This is a genomic window from Methanimicrococcus hongohii (genome assembly GCF_032594095.1).
GTDB lineage: Archaea > Halobacteriota > Methanosarcinia > Methanosarcinales > Methanosarcinaceae > Methanimicrococcus > Methanimicrococcus hongohii.
Genome location: NZ_CP131059.1, coordinates 285,751 through 308,154, shown reverse-complemented (window position 1 = coordinate 308,154; position 22,404 = coordinate 285,751). Strand labels below are relative to the sequence as shown.

Sequence of the window (22,404 nt, the reverse complement as noted above, 5' to 3'; positions counted from 1 at the left end):
GAAAAGCTGTTTAAAACAGCTGTCTGTTGATCGGATTGCATCTTGTATCTCTTTGGCGGTTGATATCCAATTTAATCGTTTGATCTCTTTCAGGACCCACAGAAACATAACTGATCGGGACCCGACAGATTTTTTCAATATATTCGATAAAATCTCTTGAAACTTCAGGGAGGTCATAAAAATTGCGGATGTCTCCGAGCGGCTCACTCCACCCTTCATTATCACCGTAAATCGGAATGCAGCGCTCTAAATCTTCAGACATGGCCGGAGGATAATCAATGCGCTCACCGTCCAATTCATAAGCGACGCACATCTTGGTAGTTTCAAGACCGGTGAGAACATCTAATTTTGTTAAAACCAATTCCGTGTATCCGTTCAAATTGATGGATTTTTTCAACATAGGAATATCAATCCAACCGCAGCGTCTCTTTCTGCCGGTCGTCGTTCCGTATTCGTGACCGACTTCACACATGTGAACGCCGACTTCGTCGTTGAGTTCGGTCGGAAGCGGTCCGTTGCCGACACGTGTCATATATGCTTTGACGAGGCCGATTGTGTTGGTCACCTGAGACGGGCCGACGCCGAGACCGGTACAGGCCGAGCCTGCAATCGTGGAAGAAGAAGTCACGTATTTTTGCGTGCCGTGAATGACATCGAGCATGGAGCCCTGCGCGCCTTCGGCGAGCACTTTTTTGCCAGCGCGAAGCGAGCTGTTGATTTCATAAGAAACGTCAACGGCGTAGTCCTCGAGTTCCTTGCCGATTTTTAAAAGGCGTTTTGCTTCTTCATCGGGAAAAAGATCGTAGGGGTTGCCGCCCATTTTGCCGATGAGATCTTTTTTTGCCGGAAGTAATTGATTCAATTTTTCGTAAAAACGGTTTTCATCAAATAAATCGCCGAGACGAATTTCATTTCTCAAAATCCGATCGGAATAAGCGTAAGCGATTCCTTTTCTTGTTGTTCCGATGCGCTCTTTTTGAGCGGTTTCGGTAAGCGCGTCCATTGCGATATGGTACGGCATGATTATGCTGGCCTTGGGGTCGATTCCGAAATTTTCGGGATCGACAAAAATACCGCGGCTTTTGAGCATATTTAATTCATCCGTTAATGTAAACGGGTTTAAAACAACGCCGGGACCGACGAGAGCGGTTGTTCCGACCAAAATTCCGGACGGAATCTGATGGAGTTTGTAAGTTTCTTCGCCGATAACAACTGTGTGTCCGGCGTTGTCGCCGCCTTGAAAACGGGCGACGATGTCATAATCTTCTGCAAGAAGGTCAACGATTTTTCCTTTTCCTTCATCCCCAAATTGCGCACCTGTAATAACTGTAAACATATGTGATGCAATTACTAAGATAATAATAAATATTCTGTTCAAAATCAAAATTTATGATTAAAAATAAAAATTAAGAATAGTTCAAAATTTGTTCAAAAATTCGTTCAAAAAATGTTTAAAAATCGTTCAAGAACTAAAAATATTGAAAAAAATGCGGGTTATTTTTGAAAATAAAATGAAAATGGAGCGAGCCGCGCGCGGCGGCGGGCAGCTGCTGCGGCTGCCGGCAGCGGCAACTGCGGCACAAATCTGACCGGCAGGCGGGAACGGAAACCTGTAGGTAGCAGCGGAAGCAGAAACCACCCTCCCGCTGCAAACAAACACCTCCCTCCCGCTGCAAACAACCACCTGACTCCCGCTGCAAACAACCACCTCCTTCCCGCTGCAACCCGAAATTTTGTGAGCGAAGCGAGCAAAATTTAATGCCAACGGATTACGATTAAAATGAGCAGATACAGGCAGCAACGCAAATCTGATTGACAGTGGCAACCATAAAAAGACAGTTGCAGATTGGCAGGCTTAGCCGGAACAGGCAGCAATAAAAGACAGTCGCAAGAAAATGCTTCGCAGGAGCCGAAAACAACTGAAAGACCTAACTGTTTTTATTTTTTATTTTCATATGGGAAGAATCCGCCAAGTCTCGTTTCCTCGCTGCGCTCGGAAACTCAACTTGCGGTGGCGGCTTTTGAACTTTATTCAAATCTAAAATTATTGAAACATCGTCTTTTATCAATTTTCTTCAAAAAACGGAACGCCAATTTTTCAATAAAATCTATCTTTTTTAGGGTTTTATCGGGCGTTCAGGTTCACCGATTTTGAAAATTGGATGTTTGGGTTTATCGTTCTAAAAACAACAGAAGAAAAATTAAAAAATAAACAAAAAAATAAATCAAAAGATAAATGAAAAATAAATGAAAAAAGGAAAAGAAGAGAATTGAAAAAAAATCAAATCCTTTCACTCGTCTTTTCCGATCGGTCCGGCTTCATCGGAAATATCGTAAATGATTTCGTCTTTTTCGGCATCCAAAATAATCATGCCGGTTTTCAGGGTTTCCAATTCGTCTTCCGTCAATTTTCGGGATTCCGCGTTTGCCGAAATAATTGCGCTGTTCCCAATCGGATCTTTGATTTGAAGCGTCAGCGACACGGGCGCCGTTTCGGGATTATCAATAACGGCATCGATTTTGTTTAAAAGATCCAACGCGATTTCTACTTTTTCAAAATCGCCGTCCATTTCAGACCATCGAACCGTGCTTTCGATAACGCCGCGGATGCGCTGAAGAACGCCTTCGACATTCGTTACATAAGATTCCGAAATCGGACCGGGCTCAACCATAACGCCGATTTCTTCAATAACGATTGTTCCGGAAGTCGAGCGAATGACGCGCGCGTCCAAATCGGATTCTGTTCGAATCGGCATCGAATAGCAGACCGGATCTTTGCCGGAAAGAATAATCGTATCGGCAAAGCGGAAAGTGCATTGGTCGCAATTGGCAGTCGTGTACATGATGTCGCCGAAATAGGGAATCGTATCTTTCTGCCATTTTATCGCCATGTCGGCCTGACAAAGCGGGCAGCTGGATTGTGTTTCAAAATAATCAAGCAAGAATAACACCGTTTTAAATGAATTTGTATAGATATTTGAATTATAAGAATAAATAAAAAAAGGAAGAAGCTGTATAAAAAAAGGTTGTTTAAAAAATGAAATCAAGTTTTAAAGATACAGAAAATAAATACAAAATGAATGAAAAATAAATGCAAAACGAATACAAATTTGTTTATCCTCTTTTTGATTATTTTAGAATAATACGAGCTGCGTTTTGATTATTTTTTAAAAGTTGTACAGTTCGCGCGCGGCGGCTATCGGCGGCGGCAACGACGGCGCAAACCTGACTCCAAGCGGAAACAGAAACCTGACTCCAAGCGGAAACAAACACCGTCCTCACCGGCAGCCTGAAATTTTGTGAGGCGAAGCCGAGCAAAATTTAATGCCAACGGATTACGATTAAAATGAGCAGATGCAAACGGAAGCGCAAACCTGATTGACAGCAGCAACCATAAAAAGACAGTTGCAGATTGACAGGCTAAGCTTGGTCAGGTCACAGTAAAAGACAGTTGCAAGAAAACACGTTGCAGGAGCCGAACGTAGCTGAAAAACCAGATGTTTTTGTGTTTTTATTTTGCATGGTAAGAATCTCCAACTCCTTCTTTCCTCCGCTTACGCTTCGGAAACGCGTCGTTGGAGGTGGCGGTATTTTGTCTTTTCAACAAAATTTCAAAATAGACTGAAACATCACTTTTATCAAAATTATTCAAAAACGGAACGCCGTCTTTTATCAAAATCAAGCATTTTAAGATTAGGGTTTTATCGGGCGTTCAGGTTTACCGATTTTGAAAAATGGATGTTTAGGTTTCAGTATTGAAAATATACAAAAGAAAATATACAAAAGGAGAAAATAAACTGAAATAAATCGAAAATAAGTTGAAATGAATTGAAAAGGAAATAAAAGAAAAAAATGAAAAGAAAATCAGATAATGGCGGATTAATAGTTGCCGCCGATTTTCTTTCTGTCCACTTTAATGCCTGTGGGCGTGACAAGAATATTGTTGTCTTTCATGCCGACGATGTCGCCGTGGACATCTAACACAACATCTTTGAGTTCGTTGAAAAGATGGTTTCTGAGGCGTTCATCGGATTTGATGTTGGAAATGTCAACAATCAAAATGTTGCCGTCATAAATTTCCTTCTTTAAGGACGTGATCTGATCAAAGTGGGTGAAAATGGCGATTTTGACATATGTTTCTGCGGGCTCGTCGCCTGCATTGCTGTCAATGTCCTTTTCAAACTTGTCAAGGTCAATGTATGCTGAATAATCGTCACTCTGTTTGGGCTCGGAACCGCCCATAATCTTTTTCAAAAAACTCAATTGGAACACCTTTGTCTTTTAATTAAAATGTGTGTAAGCGGAAAAAGTAACGGAAGAACGCCGATAAATTTTCCGAGGTTGATATTTTATGTAAATTATATTGGAATAATATAAAGCATTAATGCTATACATATTTATAAACTTGTGTATAAACATGAAACAAATTCAACCGTATAGAACGCCTTTTGACTTAATAATTTAAAACTTGTTAAAAATTATTAAAAGCATTGGAAATATTAAAAATTATTAAAAACATTAGAAATATTGAAAATTAATTAAAATTAATTAAAATCAAAAATCTTAAAATTATTTAGGATGAACCTTAAAAATTAAAAAACAATCAATTATTTTTTAAATTTCAAGTCCCCAAAGCGCGTCGCCGACATATGAAAGTGATTTAATCGCTTTGCCCGAATCGGATGCCGCCATTTCATCGCCGGACATGAGCGCGCGTCCGATAGCAAGCGGTTTTTTGTGCGTTTCTTCAACGATCACGACCAAATCATCTTTTTGAATGGAAGAATCCGCTGCGGTAATTCCCGGGCTCATGACATCCGCGCCGTTGACAACGAATTTCACGGCGCCCATATCGACCGTTACCAATCTTTTCGGCGGCAGCAATTCAAGCGCGCCGCGCACGGTCGGGAAAAGCTGACCGTCATATTCAATGAACATTTGTTTGCCGTCCGCGAAAATCACTTTAAATTCGTCTGTCGTGATCACTTCGAACTTGGAATTTGAAAAAACGGAAACCTCGTCGCCGTAAATATCGCGAAGGGATTCAACCATCTTGTTTTTATCATTTTTTCGGAGACTGACTCTTGACTTTATTTTCAAAAAATCACCTGAAATTTTAGCTTGACGGTTAATATGAAAAAGTAAGATAAAAAGATGCTGAAAAAAATACAGGAATCATGGACGATTAAAACATACCCTTAAAAACATACTAAAAACATACTAAAATATACTTAAAAAGCATACAAAAAAATTAAAAACCGCATCAATCAAATTTATATAATTTACAAAACAATAACATATGAAAAAATTTAAAAATGAATATATACTCATCTGTTTTTATTGGCTTTTTGAGGGATTATATGATTATTCAAGCAGCAAAACATTTTGAAACCGCACACAGCACAGAAGATGCCGAAATTCTTTCAAACCTTATTGATTCTGCATTGGAAAACGGAGAGGAAAAGATCATTATTGATTTTACAGGCATTGAACAATACTGTTCCGCTTTTTTCAGATCTTCTCTGACATATCGCTTAAAAGATATGACTCATGAAGAATATGATGAATGTTTTCAATTAACAGGATTATCAGACTTGGGAAAAGGTGCATATTGGCTGACTTATGATAATATGGTCAATCATTACAGTCTGCCCCTTCATGTCCGCCTCGAATTAGAAAAAGAATTGGAAGAAATGGTTGAAGAATATTTGTAATAATAAAATCGGTGGTAAAAATGATTTATTCAATTGATTTATCGGACTTTGTGCCACCCGACGAACACTTTTTTGTTGATGCGAATGTTTTGTATTTTATTTATTATAATGATCAAAATTTTGAAAAAACAAAGATGAAAGCAGACGCTTATCGCAAATATATTAAAAATCTTAGAAACAACGGCAACCCATTGTATATTTCCGCTCTCAATCTGCAGGAGTTACTGCATGTTATTGAGAAAGCCGAATATAAAAAATATTGTCGAAACAATAACACAAGAATTACACTCAAAGAGTATCGCGGTTATCAAAATGAGCGTATAGCAGTCAAAAACAAACTGCAAAGCACAATTCAGCAGATATATTCAGATTATTTCATAACAGACGAAACTGTTGATTTTGAAACAATTCGACTTTTGATTCAAACATATGACAGACACCATCTCGACCCGATTGATTTTTTAGCAGTTTGTCCGAAATGCCGCAAAAACAAAAGCGTTTGCCGAAATTTCAATTTAATAACAGCCGACTCCGATTTTAAGCGAAATATGAAATTCAAAACTGATCCGAATATCAATGTTTATACGCTTTAAAAATGAAAGATTCTGTGTAAATCAATGGAATCGGCAATCGCTACAACTGCTGCAACTGCTGCAGCCGCCCGCCGCGCGCGAGTCCCACAACTTTCAAAAAAATAAAAAACCCGACGAACATATTTTCAAAAAAGAAATCAAAATAAAACAACCGATTTATTCAAAAATCAAAACAGACGGAATGTTTTCAACAAATTACGAAAAATAAAAAAGAAGAAGAAAAGAAAGAATTCTTTTCTTACGATTTTTAAATTACAATAAGCCGCCGATCAATCCGCCGCTCATGAAAAGCGTTGCAAAAAGAATAGCAACCATGTTCACGACTTTGATCAAAGCGTTCAAACCCGGACCGGAAGTGTCTTTTGCAGGGTCACCGACCGTGTCACCGACAACAGCCGCCTTGTGCGCTTCAGAACCTTTGCCGCCGTAAAGACCGGATTCGATCAACTTTTTAGCGTTATCCCAAGCACCGCCGGCATTGTTGAGCGTCATGGCGAGCATGAGACCGACAACAATAATACCGATCAAAAGACCTGCAAGCGCTTCGGAGCCGAAGATGATACCGACTGCCACCGGAACGACAATTGCAAGCGCACCCGGAACAACCATTTCGCGAAGAGCCGCGGATGTCACGATGTCGACACATTTGCCGTATTCGGGTTTTGCGGTTCCTTCCATGATGCCCGGAATTTCCTTGAACTGGCGGCGGACTTCGTCAACGACTTTCATCGCCGCTTTACTGACAGCGCGCATGGTAACGGAAGAGAAAATGAACGGCAAAAGACCGCCGATTAAAAGACCGACCAAAACAAGCGGGTTGTCAATGGAAAGTGAGCCTGCGCCCAAATCGACGCGAAGTTTGTAGTCAGCGAACAATGCAAGCGCACCAAGCGCCGCAGAGCCGATCGCATAACCTTTTGTAACTGCTTTTGTTGTGTTTCCGACAGCATCGAGCTCGTCAGTGACTTCTCTGACAGATTCGGGCTGTTTAGACATTTCAGCAATACCGCCGGCGTTGTCCGTGATCGGACCATAGCAGTCAAGCGCAACAATCATTCCGGTTGTGGAAAGCATTGCAATTGCCGCAACGGAAATGCCGTAAAGGCCGATTGTCGCATCAGCTGCGCCGCCGACAACGAAGAATGAAACCAAGATACCGATAACGATTGCAATGACCGGAAGGGCAGTGCTTTCAAAACCGAAAGAAAGACCGGAAATGACGTTGGTTCCGGCACCTGTTTGAGATGCGGCCGCGATTTCTTTGACCGGACGGTATTTGGTGGAAGTGTAATATTCGGTGAAAACGACCATCAAAACAGTGATGACCATACCGACAAGTGCTGCGATGTAGAAAGTGTAGTCGCCGATTAAGTATTCGGTAATGAAGAAGAAAACGACGGCACTGATGATTGTCGCTGCTGCAACGCCTTTGTAAAGCGCGTTCATGATGTTCTTGTTCTTGCCGAGACGGACGAAGAACAATGAAACGATTGTCACGAAAATGGCTGCTGCGCCGAGCATCAGCGGGTAGAGAATGGCGTTGGGGATGGAGTCCAAAACGAGTGAGCCAAGAAGCATTGCCGCAAGCAGAGTGACAGCATATGTTTCGAACAAGTCTGCGCCCATACCGGCACAGTCACCGACGTTGTCACCGACGTTGTCAGCGATAACGGCGGGGTTTCTCGGGTCGTCTTCGGGGATTCCCGCTTCGACTTTGCCGACAATGTCCGCGCCGACGTCAGCGGCTTTTGTGTAAATGCCGCCGCCGACTCTGGCAAACAAACTGATCAAACTGGCACCGAAACCGAATCCGATGACCAAATCGACAGGGTTAGCCGCAAGAGCGAAATAATCACAAATGATGTAGAATGTGCTGACACCGAAAAGAGAGAGACCGACAACGGCCAAACCGGTGACGGCGCCGCCGCGGAAAGCAACGTTCAAAGCGCTTTCCAAACCGTTCTTGGCAGCGGCTGCGGTTCTGACGTTTGCGCGAATGGAAACGTTCATACCGATGTAGCCTGCTGCTGCGGATGAAATGGCACCGAAAACGAAACCAACTGCAACGATAAAGCTGTAATAATCGCTTTTGGGCAAAAGCAAAGCGATTAAAATTGTTAAAATCACCGCGACAATTGCGATTGTCTTGTACTGGCGGTTCAGATACGCCATGGCACCTTCCTGAATGGCCGCCGCAATATCCTGCATCTCTTTTGACCCTTTGTCCTCAGCGAGAACTTTTTTGGCAAGCAGAGCTGCAAAAAGAAGACTGACCAAACCGGAAATAGGAGCCAGATAAATCAAATATCCTAAATCCATTTTATACCTCTTTTTAAACCAATAATTTGTAAATTTATAACTTGAAATTTTTTGAAATTTTGAAATTTAAAATTTCAACTGCATGTTAAATAATTGTGTGAAAAATAATTTAACAATTTTGACAAAAATGATAATAATAACCTTTCAGCCGTTCGTTTTCCGCGTCCGGACCAAATCACTGCTGAAATGAACAAAACCGCTCACTGTAAACCGTCGTGTTAACGGAATGCGGCAGGCGACTAATGTGAAGAGGAAGAGTTTTATAATATATAAACCCCGTGGATTATAGCATAAAACGACCACGGAAGAGGTAAATGAAGAGGATTGATTTGATTAAACAAAAAACGGATCGGCGTGTGTGAGACACTTCATTTTAAAAAACATTTGAAAACATGAAATTGAAAGTAATAAAATAATCCAAAAACAAGTGTCTGAAAAAGAATTTTTTTTTAAAAAAAAAAAAAAAAAAAATAAGTGATCGGAATCGCTTATCTTTTTTGTAAATTACTTTTATTTATGTTTATTATGCTTGTTTTCTGCGCTGATAGAGGAAATACCCTGCGCCTGCGACAATGACTGCAACAAGAAGCAGAAGCAAGATCCACCATATATTGCCGGATTCTTTGACGATTTCAGGCAGTACATTTTGGAAACCTTCTTTGTCAGCCGAATCATCACTGTCGCCGCTGCTGTTGTCCGTTCCGTTCATTGAAGAGGAAGGAGTTGTCGAATCAACAATTGTTGCGCCGCCTGTTCCGCCGTTGCCGCCGGAATTGACCTTATAGAAGCCGCCGTTAATTTCCGTGACATGAAGATCACTTGCGAAATCAATCAAGTCGGTCTGGAAAGTACTGCCATTGATCCTCTGATCATTTACAAGTGCAGAAACATGATTGAATCCACTCGGCGTTTTGATTTCAATGATATATTCAAGAGTCTCATCCAAATCAATGAAACAATAATATCCGTTTTCATCGGTTGCCGTTTGATTAATTTGCTCAGCACCTGTCGAATCGAACAGGGTGACAGTCGTTGAAGCAATACATGTCTCCGATGCATCCATTATACTGTCACGGTTGGCATCATTCCAAACATAGCCTGAAATCAGCGGTGCAATTTCAACAACAAGAGATTTTTCAATATCATCATTGCCGAGAGTAAATGCCGAGGTATTCAAATTCAAAATTGAATTGCCTGCATCTGTGATATCGAAATCAGATGTGTTGACACGATATCCCGATTTTAATTCGGCAACGAAATAATAATCACCCGCTTCAAACCATCCTCCATTGAACTCTTTTGCAAACACAACATCTCCCGAAACAGTATCATTGATGTCTATGTAAGAGTCTGAACCGACTTTATACAATTTGACAGACTCAATACCCTCTGTCGGGCCGGTAATGTTGACAGTCATTGAAACCGCATCGAAATAAATATTTTCCAATGGTGCCGGAACTGAAAGACTGCCTAAACCGCTGATCGGCATACTGCCTGAATAATTCAGTCCCGCAGGAACCGACGAAGTAAAAGTGACATTATAATCTGCCTGTGTCGGCAAAGAGACAGGAGCTGTAACTTCATGGGTAAACTGTCCGGCCTCGTTGGTCGTCACAGGATTTCCGTCAACATCTAATATGAAATTTTCAACCGGATAACCGTTTCCGAAAATTGTTCCGTTAAGTGTTCCGTTGTAGCGGACAGAAACAATCATTGTCGTGCTCTTTACATTATTTCCCAAATCGGTATAACTGTATTTCAGAGTATAATTTCCGGGTTCACTGATATTAAACTCCGGAGTTTGTGATTCCAAACGAATTCTGGAAGAATCAATTGAAGCGACATCATTGTCCGTTGCCGTAACATACTGTTTGAAATACTCCTCGACTGTTGTACCGAGGTCTGTCTTCCATAAAATATCGGTATTGGCTGCAGAGACACTAATCGTACCAGCACCTTTTGACATTGTTATGTTTTGATTTATTGACCGTGTTTGTGAATCGTCATCCTCTTCCGTAACATAAGTAATGCGATAGACTCCCGGAACACCCGAGCTGATATAATTTGTCGGATTTGAGATTGTCCATTTAAATCCGTAAACGAAATCAACATCATCTTCATACCCGCCCATACCGTTTGATCTTTGCGGCATATAGGTTGTATTTGAAATCGCAGATTGCGGAATCATATAATTGTCAGGTGAACCGACATACGGTGTAAAGGTAACATTGACTTCCTTAATTTTCAAATCAGCTGTAAAGTCATCATATGTATAAAATTCATACCAATTCGGAATCGTATCATTTTGATAATCAATCGTCACATCTTGGAAAGATTCAGGAATCTGACCAGACGTACTGACGGCTGAAACGACAGGAATATCGGATTTAACGAGCATAACGGCGGCAGTGTATGTATTATCGTGTTTGAGTGTATCATTCAAATAGTAAATCGTTTGGCCGCGTGCTGTATCACCGTAATTAATATTGTCAGAGGCATTTACTTTCGGAAGTTCGAAAGGAAGCTGCAATTCCAAGTTTTCATAGCCACTCAAATTCATTTTAATATGAATGGCAGTTACATTTTCCCAGTCAATACTATTTGCAGTATCCCCTGTAAAAATCATAGTATTCCAAGTAAATGACTGAAGCGAAGAGCGATTATAATAGGAAGTATCTCCGATTTTTGTATAATCAATCGGATTAGTTGCATCAAGCGCATATTCAATTATATAATCGTTTGAATTTGCGAATCCTGAAGTCTTTAAAATCGCAGCACCGTTTAAGTCAGCTTTCCAGTTTGATGATTTAGGCAAAATGACAAAAACATCGGCAGTGGGGAAAATGCCATCTTCCAAATCGTTAGAGAAATAGACTTTGAAATTTTCGTTCAGACTGCCTGCTTTCAATTGCGGGTACGATGTTTCATCGCCCGGCGTATATGTCAAGTTACCGGAAGGAGTCATAACACTGACAGCGACACGGACAGCTTCAGCAGAAATGACGGAAATTGTTTTGTTTGTTAAATAAGAAGGATAAGTTCCGTTCGTCCCCGCATGTATTTTTCCGGAAGCTGCCGGAACTGCCATTACTCCGCCGCCTGAACCGCCGGTCATTGTATCAATAACTGACGGATCCCATGAACTGAGCAAAATGCTGTTCGGTCGGATTGTAATAACCTCAACACCATCGTATTCAGATTCTATGAAGACTTTCAGTCGGAGATATGTTGCGCCGCGCATCCAAAAAACATCATCAGGATTGTCGGCATTTTCAAGTTTGACCTCAACAAGCGTTCCATTTGTATAAAGACCTGCATTCGGATAAATCGCCGTAATATTGGGTGTAATCACGTTGCCATTAATGTCTTTCAATGTTGCGGAGGCACCTGCTGAAGTGACAATTTCCGCGGCGTCATATCCTGAAACTTTAATTCCTTCAGGAAGGCTGAAGTAAAAGACAGGGCTTGAAAAAACACCGGTGTTTGCCGGATTGGACGGGTCCGTATGGTGCGTGGAATAATACGGATATGTAGGTGTTGTTATTCCGGTATAGAAATAAAACGGTTTTTCTTTCTCGATAGCAGTCACCTGCTGATAATTTTCATTTCCTGTCAAATGACTCATAGAAATCATGTAAGAAGTCATATAATATTTATTAGAGACAGATGTTGTAATAGAAGCAGGAATGTTTCCTGTTTCATTTGTACTCGCTTTAAAAGTCAGAGCTGAACCGCCTGTAACTGAACTGTTCGTTGTTCCAATAAAACTCAGAGAATAACTTTGACTGTAAGACTGGCCGGACCCGGGTTGTGCTTTAAGTTTTAAAACATCTTCGAATTCAAAAACAACCTTTTCACCTGGCACAAACTGTGAAAAAGATTTACCGTCGAGAGTTGTGGTGTTGACAAGATCTAAAAACATGCCGCTGTTTCCGAGGTCGTATGACTCACCATCCTTGAGAAGAATGATTTTGCCGTATTTTGTTTCATTGTTAGCGCCGCTTACAGGAATGCGGATATGCGTAACAGTAACACCGTCCGGGATTTCATAAGTTACCGTCACATTCGACGTACCGTCGCGTTCCGTACTGGTAATATAGCTTTTGAATAATTCTTGATATAAAAGATGAGAATGAGTTATATTTGTCTTATAACTCTCCGAATTAGCAATGATATAATTATTGGTGGTGCCGGCAGAACGTGAAAGTGTAACAGATGTCTTGTATGCAGATACTCCTGTAAATGTTCCGGCAGAGGTTGATTTGAAAAGTTCTCCATCATCGGTAGAAATTTCAACAGTTGTTCCGCGGTTATTTAAACTCATCTCTCCGTAAGCTTTCAAGCCTGAGAAATCAATTATAGGCGTATTTGTGAAATACTCATTTGTAATGGCTTTAAAAGGGAGACGAGACCCCCAACCTAGTGTGGAGGGCGTTGAAAATTTAATCAAATAATCAGAAGAAAGAGATGTATTGTCTGAATAATAAAAAGTAATCGGACAATTCGGTTCATTCTGCCATTCGGCATAAGTTTTGGTTATGCCATTAATTGTAATGTTAACATCTGAGAAATCCAAAGTATATCCTTTGTTGTACATTGTCAGACCCCCGTTTGTACGGAGGGAATTAAATGTTGAATCTGTGTAAAAGATATAATTAAAATCAATTTTCTTGGCACCGTCAGGCATAATTGTTGGATTTGTCAATTCATAATTACCGGTAATCTTCATTGTCGGATAAACACAGGTTGCCTGCATGATTGAATCGCTTGCGACTTGATTTAGTGAATCGCTTTCGTATCTTGACAAACCTGCAGTAATATCAGCAACTTCGCCGTCATAAACCAATTTCGCATTTGCCCGAATGACGAGCTCGATCTGAATTAATGTCGGTTCTTTTAATGTATAAACAATTTCTGTGTTACCATTTTTCAATTCAATATTTAAAATATTGTCAGGATAGGCATCTTCCGTTGTATATCCTGTAATATCAAATCCTGTTTTTGATTCAGATACTGTCGAATTATTATGACTTAATTTAACGGTAAAAACATAATTACCGCCGAGATCAGACTCATTTGCATGAATTTTATAAACGAGTTTGTAATCGGTATTGGCCTGGATAGAATAGTTATCACCTGTGGAATCCAGCCATGTTGTTGTAATTGTACTGTTGTAGGATGCGGCTAATGCCGGTGCGGACAAAGCAATCAAAAATAATGCTGCAACTAATAAAACGTAAAAAGAATATTTTATGTGTAATTTCATTTAATTCAACCCCTATTAATGTGCTTTATCAGCCTTATTAGGAAAATAAACTAACTAAAAACTATAACAATTTATAAGATATTTAAATGTTTTGAGAGAATACACTAAGTCTCAAAAAAAGAGAGAAAATATAATAATAATTAATAGATATAACAATCTATAAAATGTATCCACGATGAGATAAATACACGAAAAGAAATAAACAAAACCATACGTAAAAAGATTGAATCGCCGACAATCAAAACCAAAAAGAAATAGAAAAAGTAAAAAAGATAACAGAAGAAGTAAAAAAGATAACAGAAGAAGTAAAAAAGATAACAGAAGAAGTAAAAAGGACAACAGAAGAAGTAAAAAAGATAATAGAAAAAGTAAAAAAGATAATAGAAGAAGTAAAAAAGAAATAGAAAAAGTAAAAAAGAAATAGAAAAAGTAAAAAAGATAATAGAAGAAGTAAAAAAGAAAAAGAATCAGCATTCACTCTTTCGAATCTGAAGAATGCTGGCTTCAATGTCGCTGGGCACATTCGCAATAAAGACGAGGGTTCGAATGCCTGCTTCCTGTGCTTTTAAAATTATTTCAATGCGTTCGGGTTCAAGCTCTTTTGTCGCGCTCAAAATACAGAACGCTTTGATTTCGCCCGTGTCGACAAAATAATCAAAGTAACCGGGACTGTTCTTTAAAAATCCGGCAACCGTTTTGAGTTCGTCCCATGAATCTGTCAAGTGAATGTCGCGTGAGCCGCCGTTTTGAACGTACCAGTCGCGCGTGATGCTCGGATAAGCGTTGTGCTGTTCATTGATGTCTTCGGCGATTTTGATAATGCGGTCGGCGCCTTTTTCAACGGAATAAAATTTCCAATTGTTGTCCGCAAAATAGCGCTCCGCCAAAACCCCGAAAATTCTCATTTTATCGTCGTTATTAATTCTCATATAAATCACCTGAAAAACAATATTACTGTTTAGAGTAGTAACTAATATTTTTCTAAATATTAATAAACTGTCCCCCTAAAAACAATTTGTATCGAAAAGAATGACAAGAAGAACGAATCAGAAATAAAAAATAAAAAGAGAAGAAGAAAATTAAACTCTTCCTCTCGATTTTTGATACATTACTGCCGCACCGACACAAACGATGACGACAAGCAATCCCAAGATCAGAAGATACCACGGGAACTGAGTTCTCTTTGTTTCAATAACATCCAGAGGTGTTGTAAAACCCGGTTCTCTGATTTCCCCTTCAGGACTTTCAACCAAGACTGTACCGCCGGAAGCGGATGCAACAACATATGCCTGACCGAATCCGGATCCGCTGTTGTCTGTTCTGTAGAGACCGACATACATTGCTTCTTTCCACGGAGTCGAAGAATCAAGAGTGAATACATCTGAACTGTTGTCATTCGTTTTAGACACAGTTTGATCAACATCAAATTCGGACAGCCGGTATCCGCTCGGAACAATGACTTTAACATAATAGTCGTCTTCCGGCATGCCGTAGAAATAATAATATCCGTCATCCAGAGATTTGGCTGTGCCAATAAGGTCATTTGTGCTGTTGTAAAGCTGAACTTCGACATCTGAGAGAAGCTTTTCGCCGACATCCATCGTACTGTCTTTATTTGAATCGACCCAAACAAGACCTGAGACAAACGGTGCCTGTTCAACGGTGAAAGCAAATGAAACATCTGCGCTGTTCAAATTTTCAGGACTGCTTGTCCAAATCAAAGAATTATCAGAATCTTGGACAAAACCGCTTGAAGCACTGAGCTGATAGCCCGGTATGAGCTGAACAGAAACATAATAACCACCGTCAGAATACCAGCCTTCGCCTGATTCTTTATCGAATGTGAAAACGGACTGAGGTGTTTCTTTGTCCTGAATGATCGGACTGTCAATTAATTCATCCTCTGTATCAACTTTATACAAGCTCACGGAATAAATGCCGTCTGTATCTCCTGATGCCGTTGCTTCGAATTTGATCGGATCAAAATTCAGCACACGGGCTCGCGTATAGCTTTCTGCGCCGTATTCAACGGAATAATCAACTGTCAAATTACCGTAGCCGTCAGACACGCCGCCATTTACATCTTTTAATCCCGACGGGAAGCCGGAATAGTAAATTGCGTACGAAGCATTTTTCGGATCGCTGTAACTGCCTTTAATGAAAGTGGGATATCCAGATAAATCCGAATCATAATTCAGCGGAACAATCGGACTTAACACACCGTCATCGACGTAAACAGTCAAACCGTCAAGAGACTGACCGTCGGCAACCGCTTTCACCGTTAAATCATCATACAATACAACGGTTACCGGAACAGAAACAGATTTACTGTCAGTCAATCCCGGAGAAATGTATGTATAATTCATAAAGAATTTTCCGGGTTCTGCAATATTGGTGAAGTTTGAACTCTCCGCTTTGACAAATCTGGAAACATTGTGTACGTCTCCGTAATCGTTGACATCTACAAAGTAGGTCAGATATTCAGTCCAGGTGTATGAACCGTCTGTCGGTGTTGAACCGTCCGGCAAATACAACGGGAGAGTATTGGCTGAATTCATTTCATACTCAACACTGTTATTATTCAATGTAAGTGTGACATTAGATTCATTCTTTGAAACTTTTATTGTATAAGTTGCCGAAGCAGGATTCAAATCATTATCTGTTGTTGAAATTAAAGTAACGGAATATTCACCCAACGTTTGATTCATATTTTGAATATAGGTTTTCAAGCTGTCTTTCAAAGTGTACTTGTAACCCTTCCAATCTTGACCGGATATGGTATCGGAATAAGTCACTGAAGTTACCGCATCGGAAAGGTTGGTGCTGTCATATGAATATTGAGACTGAACAATAAACTCAGTACTTCCCGGCTCTTTATATTTAACAATGATTTGATCAAGTTTCACATCACTGAAATCGTCGCGTACTATGAACCCGTCATAGAATTTATTTGAAACGGAATCTGTACGGAATTCAACATCTGAAGAAGTCACAAAGTCGACTCCCGCAATGTCAATGATTTGAGGCGGCAAAGACGCTTTTATTTTAATCGCGGCGGTTGCGCCGGTTTCGGAAGTAATCGGATCAAATCCGGAGATGTTGATATCATAAAGCGTTTGTCCGAGAACCAATTGATCTTCATCGGATAAAGCAGCTGCTTCAAGATCCGGCATATAGAACTTCAAATAAAGATCAAAGCCGCTGTCGCCGGGCGCATTGATAACATCGCAGCGAATCGCAGTGACGTCATCCCAAATAATGGACTGCAAGTTTACAGAAGTGATTTCAACCCATGTTGTTAAGCCGCCCATATCAGTCAGCGAATTTTCATTGCCGAGTGCTTCTGTTGTATAATAAACGGTAATATTTCCGCGATCCAAATCTCCGGAAAGACTGATATTCAAATCGGTGTCTCCCAAATTCGGAGAAAGCAATTTAGGTGCCCACTCGTCATTGGAAGGCAAAACGAAATAAACAACTGCGTCATCGGTGAGAGAACTCAATTTATTTTTGAAAGAAATTTTGAATTCTTCATTTTGACTGCCCGCATGAAGTTCGGGATATGTCGTTGTCGTGCCTGATTTATAGGAAACATAGCCTGTTGACATTTTAACAGAAGTGCTTGCCGAAACAGAAGCATCGGATGCAACTTCTACAAAGGACTGGTAAATGTATTGCGGATAAGTTGAATGAGTCACAGATGATGCAATTGTGCTCAAATTAGAAGATGAAAAAACATCACTCAACTTGTAAACTCTGCCGCCTGACCCGCTCATATAGACATCATAAGCATTCGGATCCCAGGTTGAAACAAGTATGCTGTAAGGCTCAAAGGTAAATCCTGTGCCTTCATAGTCATCCGCAACAGTTACCGGAAGACGGATATTTGCATCGCGTGCCCAAAAAGTACCAGTATTTGAATTATCAACATTATATTTCACTTCGACAACATATCCGCCTTCAGAACCGTATATTCCTTCATTTTCATATGTTTTGGTCGTAAATGTCAAAGGGGTGCCGGAATAAGAATTATAAGTTTTTACGGTACCGTTTGAATAAGTCACTTCAGGATCTCCCGTGACGACTAATCCGTTTGGAATGTTAAAGTAAATCACCGGATTGGAGACCGCGGTTGTGCCGCCGACATTCATCGGATTAAATCGAAGAACGGAATTGTACGGATAAGAGGAAGCACTGTAACTTGTAAACATGTAGAAAGTATCACCGCGCTGTACAAGTGACGGTGTTCCGGCATAACTTGTTTTTGAGTCTGTCAAAATGCCGTTTCCGTAAGCATGATAAGGCATCACAATATAACTGTCTCGAACTGTAATCGTTAAACCGGCACTGATATTATCCAAAGCGCTGCCGTTTCGTGAAGCGTTGAATGTAAAAGAGACAGGTGTTGTATTGGTGTCCGTAATTTGACCGATAAAAGTAATCATATGGCTGGCGCTTTCTGTGCTTGCTGCGGACGGGGAGGGATACATACGAAGAACATTTTCAATTTTCAAAGTGATGTTTTCGCCGTCTCCATAACCATATTGAGTCAAATTTGTCGTGACCGCAGGAGCCAAAGAAACAAAAGTATTGTTTGCACGGTCCCAAATTGAAACCGCTGTATACTTTGTTTGTTCATTGCTGTAAGAAGGAACACGAATGTGTGTGACTTTAAGGCCGGTCGGAATTTCAAAGTCAATTGTTTCATCTGAACCGTTTCGCACACTGTTTGTGATCTGAGCTTTAAAGAGATTCTGATATTCAAAAATACCGGCATCGGCATTGATGATATTGCGGTTCATATCGCCGTTCGCCCCTGTCGGCGCATTTAATTTAACAGATAAATGATCATCTCCACTTTTGACAGCGGTAAATTTCGATCCGCCTGTGCCCCATCCGTAAGTACTTCCGTCGGTTGAAGTACCGGACTTAAAACTTGTGATAACAGGACCGCGGCCGTTGAAAGTCATATTTTCAGCAGTAAGCATTACATTCGTGAAGGAAATGGAAGGAGCTGTCGTATTAGCGGGTGTATCCGTAAAATTTGAATCTGTTTTAATTTTCAGAGGTAAATAAAACGCGCCGGCTAAAGTAAATTGACCGGATTTTGGTGTAAAAGTAACGGTATAATTATCGCTATCAACGGTAATTATGTAAGTGCCGTTTAAGAACTCTTCGAATGTTAAAATATCCGTACCGCCGTTATTAGTTTTCCATTCCGACAAATTACCGGTAAAACCGTCTGCATATACTGTAATATTGGAAAAGTTAAAAGTGATTGAGTCTGCATAGATTCTGAAACCTGCAACGGAAAGAGCAGAAATATTTGGACCATAATAAAGACCAATGTCGACCTCATCCGCACCTGTCGCCAATCGGGACGGATTATTAAGAATATAAGAACCGGAAGATGTGATTGAAGGAATTCGTGCTTTAACTGTTGCGGCATCAGCCGTTTTAGTTGAACCGGCTTGAGTAATTTTTGCATTGATTTCTGCCGTTTCATTATGATAGACTTTTTTTGCATCCGCCGTAACAACAATATTTAAATCAAAAACGGAAGCATTTGGTTCAAGAACCATTTTAAGAGTTCCTTTATTGGTACCGGAATCATAATTGTATGAATGTGAAAGGACTTCTGCAAAATAATTGTCTTCTGTCCCGACATATTCGGTCGGATAAGTCAGATTAAATCCGACACCGTAATTGCTGTTATTCGCATTTTCAATTGTCAGCTCTAACTCAATATTAGCCGTTGATGTCGATGTTATTTTGTAAATTAAAGAGCTGCTGTTTGTCGGCTGTAATATTTTAGTGGTGCTTACGCCTGAATTGTCACTCCAGTCTGCAGAAATATCTGTCGCAGCTACAGGTGCAACCATTAACAACAACAATATAAGAACAATGATACTCGGCACAGATATGCGTTTATAAAAAATAGAATATTTCATCTAATTATTCAACCCCTTCCAGATATTTTAAGATTATAAAATAAATTTATTTAAACAAATAATAATAGATAACAAATAAACTATTTCAATATAAATAAGTTACTCAAAATAATTACTGATAAAGAAATATAATGGAATAGATGAATCAATAATAAAAAGAGAAAATAAACTAAAATAAAAAGAGAAAATAAACTAAAAAATTAAAACCTGTCATCCTGCGAATAACTTCTTCCCAACAAAACAGCAATTTCCGCCTTCATAAGCTCACGTCCTAAATAAGCCGCGTGACTGAATTCGGAAATTAAATTCTCTTTTAAAACAGATTCGACCATAAAAGCTGAATCGGTGCCGACAATAATCGCTTTTTGATGAACGGCGATAATAACTCTTTGACCCGATGTCTGAACGGATTTCAGCTTTTGGATTTCGGGAGAAATTTCATCTAATCCGCAAGCGTGAATCAAATAAGGAATTAAATCGGAAACGGAAAGAACACCGATCAAGAAATTGCCGGCGGGATCGGATTTCCAGCCCCATTTGGTTCCGGCAGCAAAATCCGGATTCAGCGCGCCCGATAAAATGGCAGAACGCGTCGACATATTTTCACGTTGGATTTGTTTATCTGCGTTTCCGGTCCCGGTTCCTTGTTTGATTCCATACCCGATTTCATTGTAATTATTTTCATTGTAATTATTTTCATTGAAATTATTTTCAATTTCATTAATTTCATCATCGCGTAAATGAAGAAAATCAAAAGCGCCGCTTTTTGAAACAAGATTCAAATTGAAATCGGGGCGCTTTCTTTTTTCTTTCAGAATCAATAAATCGATTCCGAGATCTTTGGGCGAAGAGTCGCGAATGTTTGAGAGAAGCATCATTTCGGAAGCCGTTCTCAATTCCCGAACGGAGCCTTTTCCTTTATCGCTTGCGTTCGGCGTAAACAAAAGAGATGCGCCGCATTCAGTTGCGATTTCAGACAGGAGCGCGTTCATGCCGACGGAATCGGCATCAAAAAGTTCCGTGACGTTTCCGACACCGAAAAGAACGGGAATATCGGGATTTCTTTGATGAAAATCATAATAATCCTGAAGCGACAAAAACAAATCGCTGCCTGGCGGAGATAAAATCGGATCGGCAATAATTTTATTCATTCCGAAATTGCGCGCATTTGCGATGTTTTTTTCAAGAGATTCAAGTTTTGAAAGTCTGCCGCCACCGGTTTCAGAGGAGTCGGACAAAACCGATGAATCGGAAGAATCGAATGAACCCGACAAATTGGATGAATCGAATGAATCCGACAAATCGGATAAACCGGACGAATCAAATGAATTGAATAAATCGGGAATGACAACGAAAGTGACGCGGTCAAAAATCTGATAATTTGCAGAATAATTTGTAAAATCCTTACGGGACAAAAGCGCGCCGTATTCAGCCAATATTTTGCCGTCAACGCTTAAAACCAAGTCGACGCCGTTTTCAATTCCCGAGCGGATTTGGGAAAAATCGCCGGAATCAATGCTGATCGGAATCGGACAAAAAGATTTAACGAAAGAAACAACAGATGAAACGGCTTGTTCGTCGGCGTCGGGAGAAAAACCGAGGTCGATAATGTCGGCGCCTTCTGAAATAAGATAATTGACTTGAGCTTGAAGTTCCTCTTTTGAAAGTGATTCGGCGGCAACGATTTCGGCCAAAATTTTCATTCGGGAAGTGCCGCCGATTGGAACCGAACCGATATGAAAAGCGTTTGTTTCGTTTTGTTCATGCTCTTTTAAAATTTCAAAAACCTGCTCTTTCTTGCGCGTTTGAATCAGTTCGCATGCGGGAACAGTTTTTGAAAACATTTCGGAAAGCAAAGCCGTTTTTAGGTCAACGGCGTGTTTGGGCCCCAAACAAACGGGACTTCCGATTTCGTTTTCGGCTTTTGAAAAATTAAATTTAGAGAAACCGGAAACCAAAACGGCATCATATTTTTTGTTTGAAAAATCGGAGTTTTTGTATCCTGAAATCAGTTTTTGAGGCGTGATCAGCGCTGCTACCGGCGTCGGTAAAACGAGAATGTCGGCAAGATCGCCGACCGATTTTTTGACGGCATCGGCTGCCAAAAGTCCGGTAACAACGAGTATTTTCATGATGATTCATAAACGAAAAAGAAATAGATAAACCTTTCAAAGCAACTCTTAATTCTATAATTTCATATTCCCAATTTGAAAAACAAACATCGGTTTTCAAAAATTATTGAAACCCGAACGCCCGATAAAACCCTAATCTTAAAATTTTAAATTTTGGAAAAAAGAAGGCGTTCCGTTTTTGATTAATTTGATAAAAATGATGTTTCAATTGAAATAAATATGAATTAAAAGACGATGTACCGCCCCCGCAAGTTGAGTTCCGGGCGGCGCGAAGCGGCGAACCGGACTTGAAACGAAGTTTCAAGTTTCCGAAGCAGAGCGGAGGAAACGAGACTTGGCGGATCCCCCCCATACGAAAATAAAAACTAAAAAAACAGTTGATTTTAAGTGTTGTTTTCGTCTGCTGCTTGTTCCTTCTTGCAACTGTCT

Annotated in this window: 15 protein-coding genes; 4 read left to right on the top strand and 11 right to left on the bottom strand. The window is 40.2% G+C overall.

Features of this window, described 5'->3' with window-relative positions:
- Positions 1 to 10: 10 nt before the first annotated feature.
- Complete coding sequence (locus tag MmiHf6_RS01385) at positions 11 to 1,336, bottom strand: adenylosuccinate synthase (protein WP_316557927.1); 1,326 nt, start codon at positions 1,334 to 1,336, stop codon at positions 11 to 13.
- 126 nt (positions 1,337 to 1,462) lie between these two features.
- Entirely contained in the window at positions 1,463 to 1,825 is a 363-nt protein-coding gene (locus MmiHf6_RS01380) for a hypothetical protein (RefSeq protein WP_316557926.1), read from the bottom strand.
- Between the two features lie 21 nt (positions 1,826 to 1,846).
- Here MmiHf6_RS01380 and MmiHf6_RS01375 point away from each other — a divergent pair, with 21 nt between their 5' ends.
- Positions 1,847 to 2,155 (top strand): hypothetical protein, encoded by a 309-nt coding sequence (locus MmiHf6_RS01375; protein WP_316557925.1) that lies wholly within the window; start codon positions 1,847 to 1,849, stop codon positions 2,153 to 2,155.
- Between the two features lie 136 nt (positions 2,156 to 2,291).
- Here MmiHf6_RS01375 and MmiHf6_RS01370 read toward each other — a convergent pair whose 3' ends face one another.
- The 4 genes from MmiHf6_RS01370 to MmiHf6_RS01355 form a co-directional block, all read right to left on the bottom strand.
- Entirely contained in the window at positions 2,292 to 2,951 is a 660-nt protein-coding gene (locus tag MmiHf6_RS01370; protein ID WP_420891309.1) for a ZPR1 zinc finger domain-containing protein, read from the bottom strand.
- Between the two features lie 178 nt (positions 2,952 to 3,129).
- Positions 3,130 to 3,273, bottom strand: coding sequence for a hypothetical protein (locus tag MmiHf6_RS01365; RefSeq protein ID WP_316557923.1), 144 nt, complete (start codon positions 3,271 to 3,273; stop codon positions 3,130 to 3,132).
- A gap of 606 nt (positions 3,274 to 3,879) precedes the next feature.
- Positions 3,880 to 4,272 (bottom strand): cell division protein SepF, encoded by a 393-nt coding sequence (locus tag MmiHf6_RS01360; protein WP_316557922.1) that lies wholly within the window; start codon positions 4,270 to 4,272, stop codon positions 3,880 to 3,882.
- Positions 4,273 to 4,614: 342 nt separating this feature from the next.
- Positions 4,615 to 5,100, bottom strand: coding sequence for an RNA-binding protein (locus tag MmiHf6_RS01355; protein ID WP_316557921.1), 486 nt, complete (start codon positions 5,098 to 5,100; stop codon positions 4,615 to 4,617).
- A gap of 260 nt (positions 5,101 to 5,360) precedes the next feature.
- Between MmiHf6_RS01355 and MmiHf6_RS01350 the strand changes: the two genes are divergently transcribed.
- Together MmiHf6_RS01350 and MmiHf6_RS01345 are read left to right on the top strand one after the other, a co-directional pair.
- A complete protein-coding gene (locus MmiHf6_RS01350; RefSeq protein WP_316557920.1) occupies positions 5,361 to 5,714 on the top strand; it encodes a hypothetical protein in 354 nt (117 codons plus the stop codon).
- A gap of 20 nt (positions 5,715 to 5,734) precedes the next feature.
- Positions 5,735 to 6,307, top strand: a complete 573-nt coding sequence (locus tag MmiHf6_RS01345; RefSeq protein WP_316557919.1) for a type II toxin-antitoxin system VapC family toxin — start codon at positions 5,735 to 5,737, stop codon at positions 6,305 to 6,307.
- Positions 6,308 to 6,559: 252 nt separating this feature from the next.
- Here MmiHf6_RS01345 and MmiHf6_RS01340 read toward each other — a convergent pair whose 3' ends face one another.
- Positions 6,560 to 8,626 (bottom strand): sodium-translocating pyrophosphatase, encoded by a 2,067-nt coding sequence (locus MmiHf6_RS01340; RefSeq protein ID WP_316557918.1) that lies wholly within the window; start codon positions 8,624 to 8,626, stop codon positions 6,560 to 6,562.
- Between the two features lie 523 nt (positions 8,627 to 9,149).
- Positions 9,150 to 13,892, bottom strand: a complete 4,743-nt coding sequence (locus MmiHf6_RS01335) for an SdrD B-like domain-containing protein (protein ID WP_316557917.1) — start codon at positions 13,890 to 13,892, stop codon at positions 9,150 to 9,152.
- A 223-nt stretch (positions 13,893 to 14,115) separates the two neighbouring features.
- Between MmiHf6_RS01335 and MmiHf6_RS01330 the strand changes: the two genes are divergently transcribed.
- On the top strand, positions 14,116 to 14,316 hold the full coding sequence (locus MmiHf6_RS01330) for a hypothetical protein (RefSeq protein ID WP_316557916.1): 201 nt from the start codon (positions 14,116 to 14,118) through the stop codon (positions 14,314 to 14,316).
- A gap of 43 nt (positions 14,317 to 14,359) precedes the next feature.
- Here the strand turns inward: MmiHf6_RS01330 and MmiHf6_RS01325 are convergent, their stop codons facing one another.
- The 3 genes from MmiHf6_RS01325 to MmiHf6_RS01315 form a co-directional block, all read right to left on the bottom strand.
- Positions 14,360 to 14,821, bottom strand: coding sequence for a hypothetical protein (locus MmiHf6_RS01325; RefSeq protein WP_316557915.1), 462 nt, complete (start codon positions 14,819 to 14,821; stop codon positions 14,360 to 14,362).
- Positions 14,822 to 14,971: 150 nt separating this feature from the next.
- Entirely contained in the window at positions 14,972 to 19,774 is a 4,803-nt protein-coding gene (locus MmiHf6_RS01320) for an SdrD B-like domain-containing protein (protein ID WP_316557914.1), read from the bottom strand.
- A 269-nt stretch (positions 19,775 to 20,043) separates the two neighbouring features.
- Positions 20,044 to 21,975, bottom strand: a complete 1,932-nt coding sequence (locus MmiHf6_RS01315) for a DUF4346 domain-containing protein (RefSeq protein WP_316557913.1) — start codon at positions 21,973 to 21,975, stop codon at positions 20,044 to 20,046.
- Between the last annotated feature and the right edge of the window lie 429 nt (positions 21,976 to 22,404).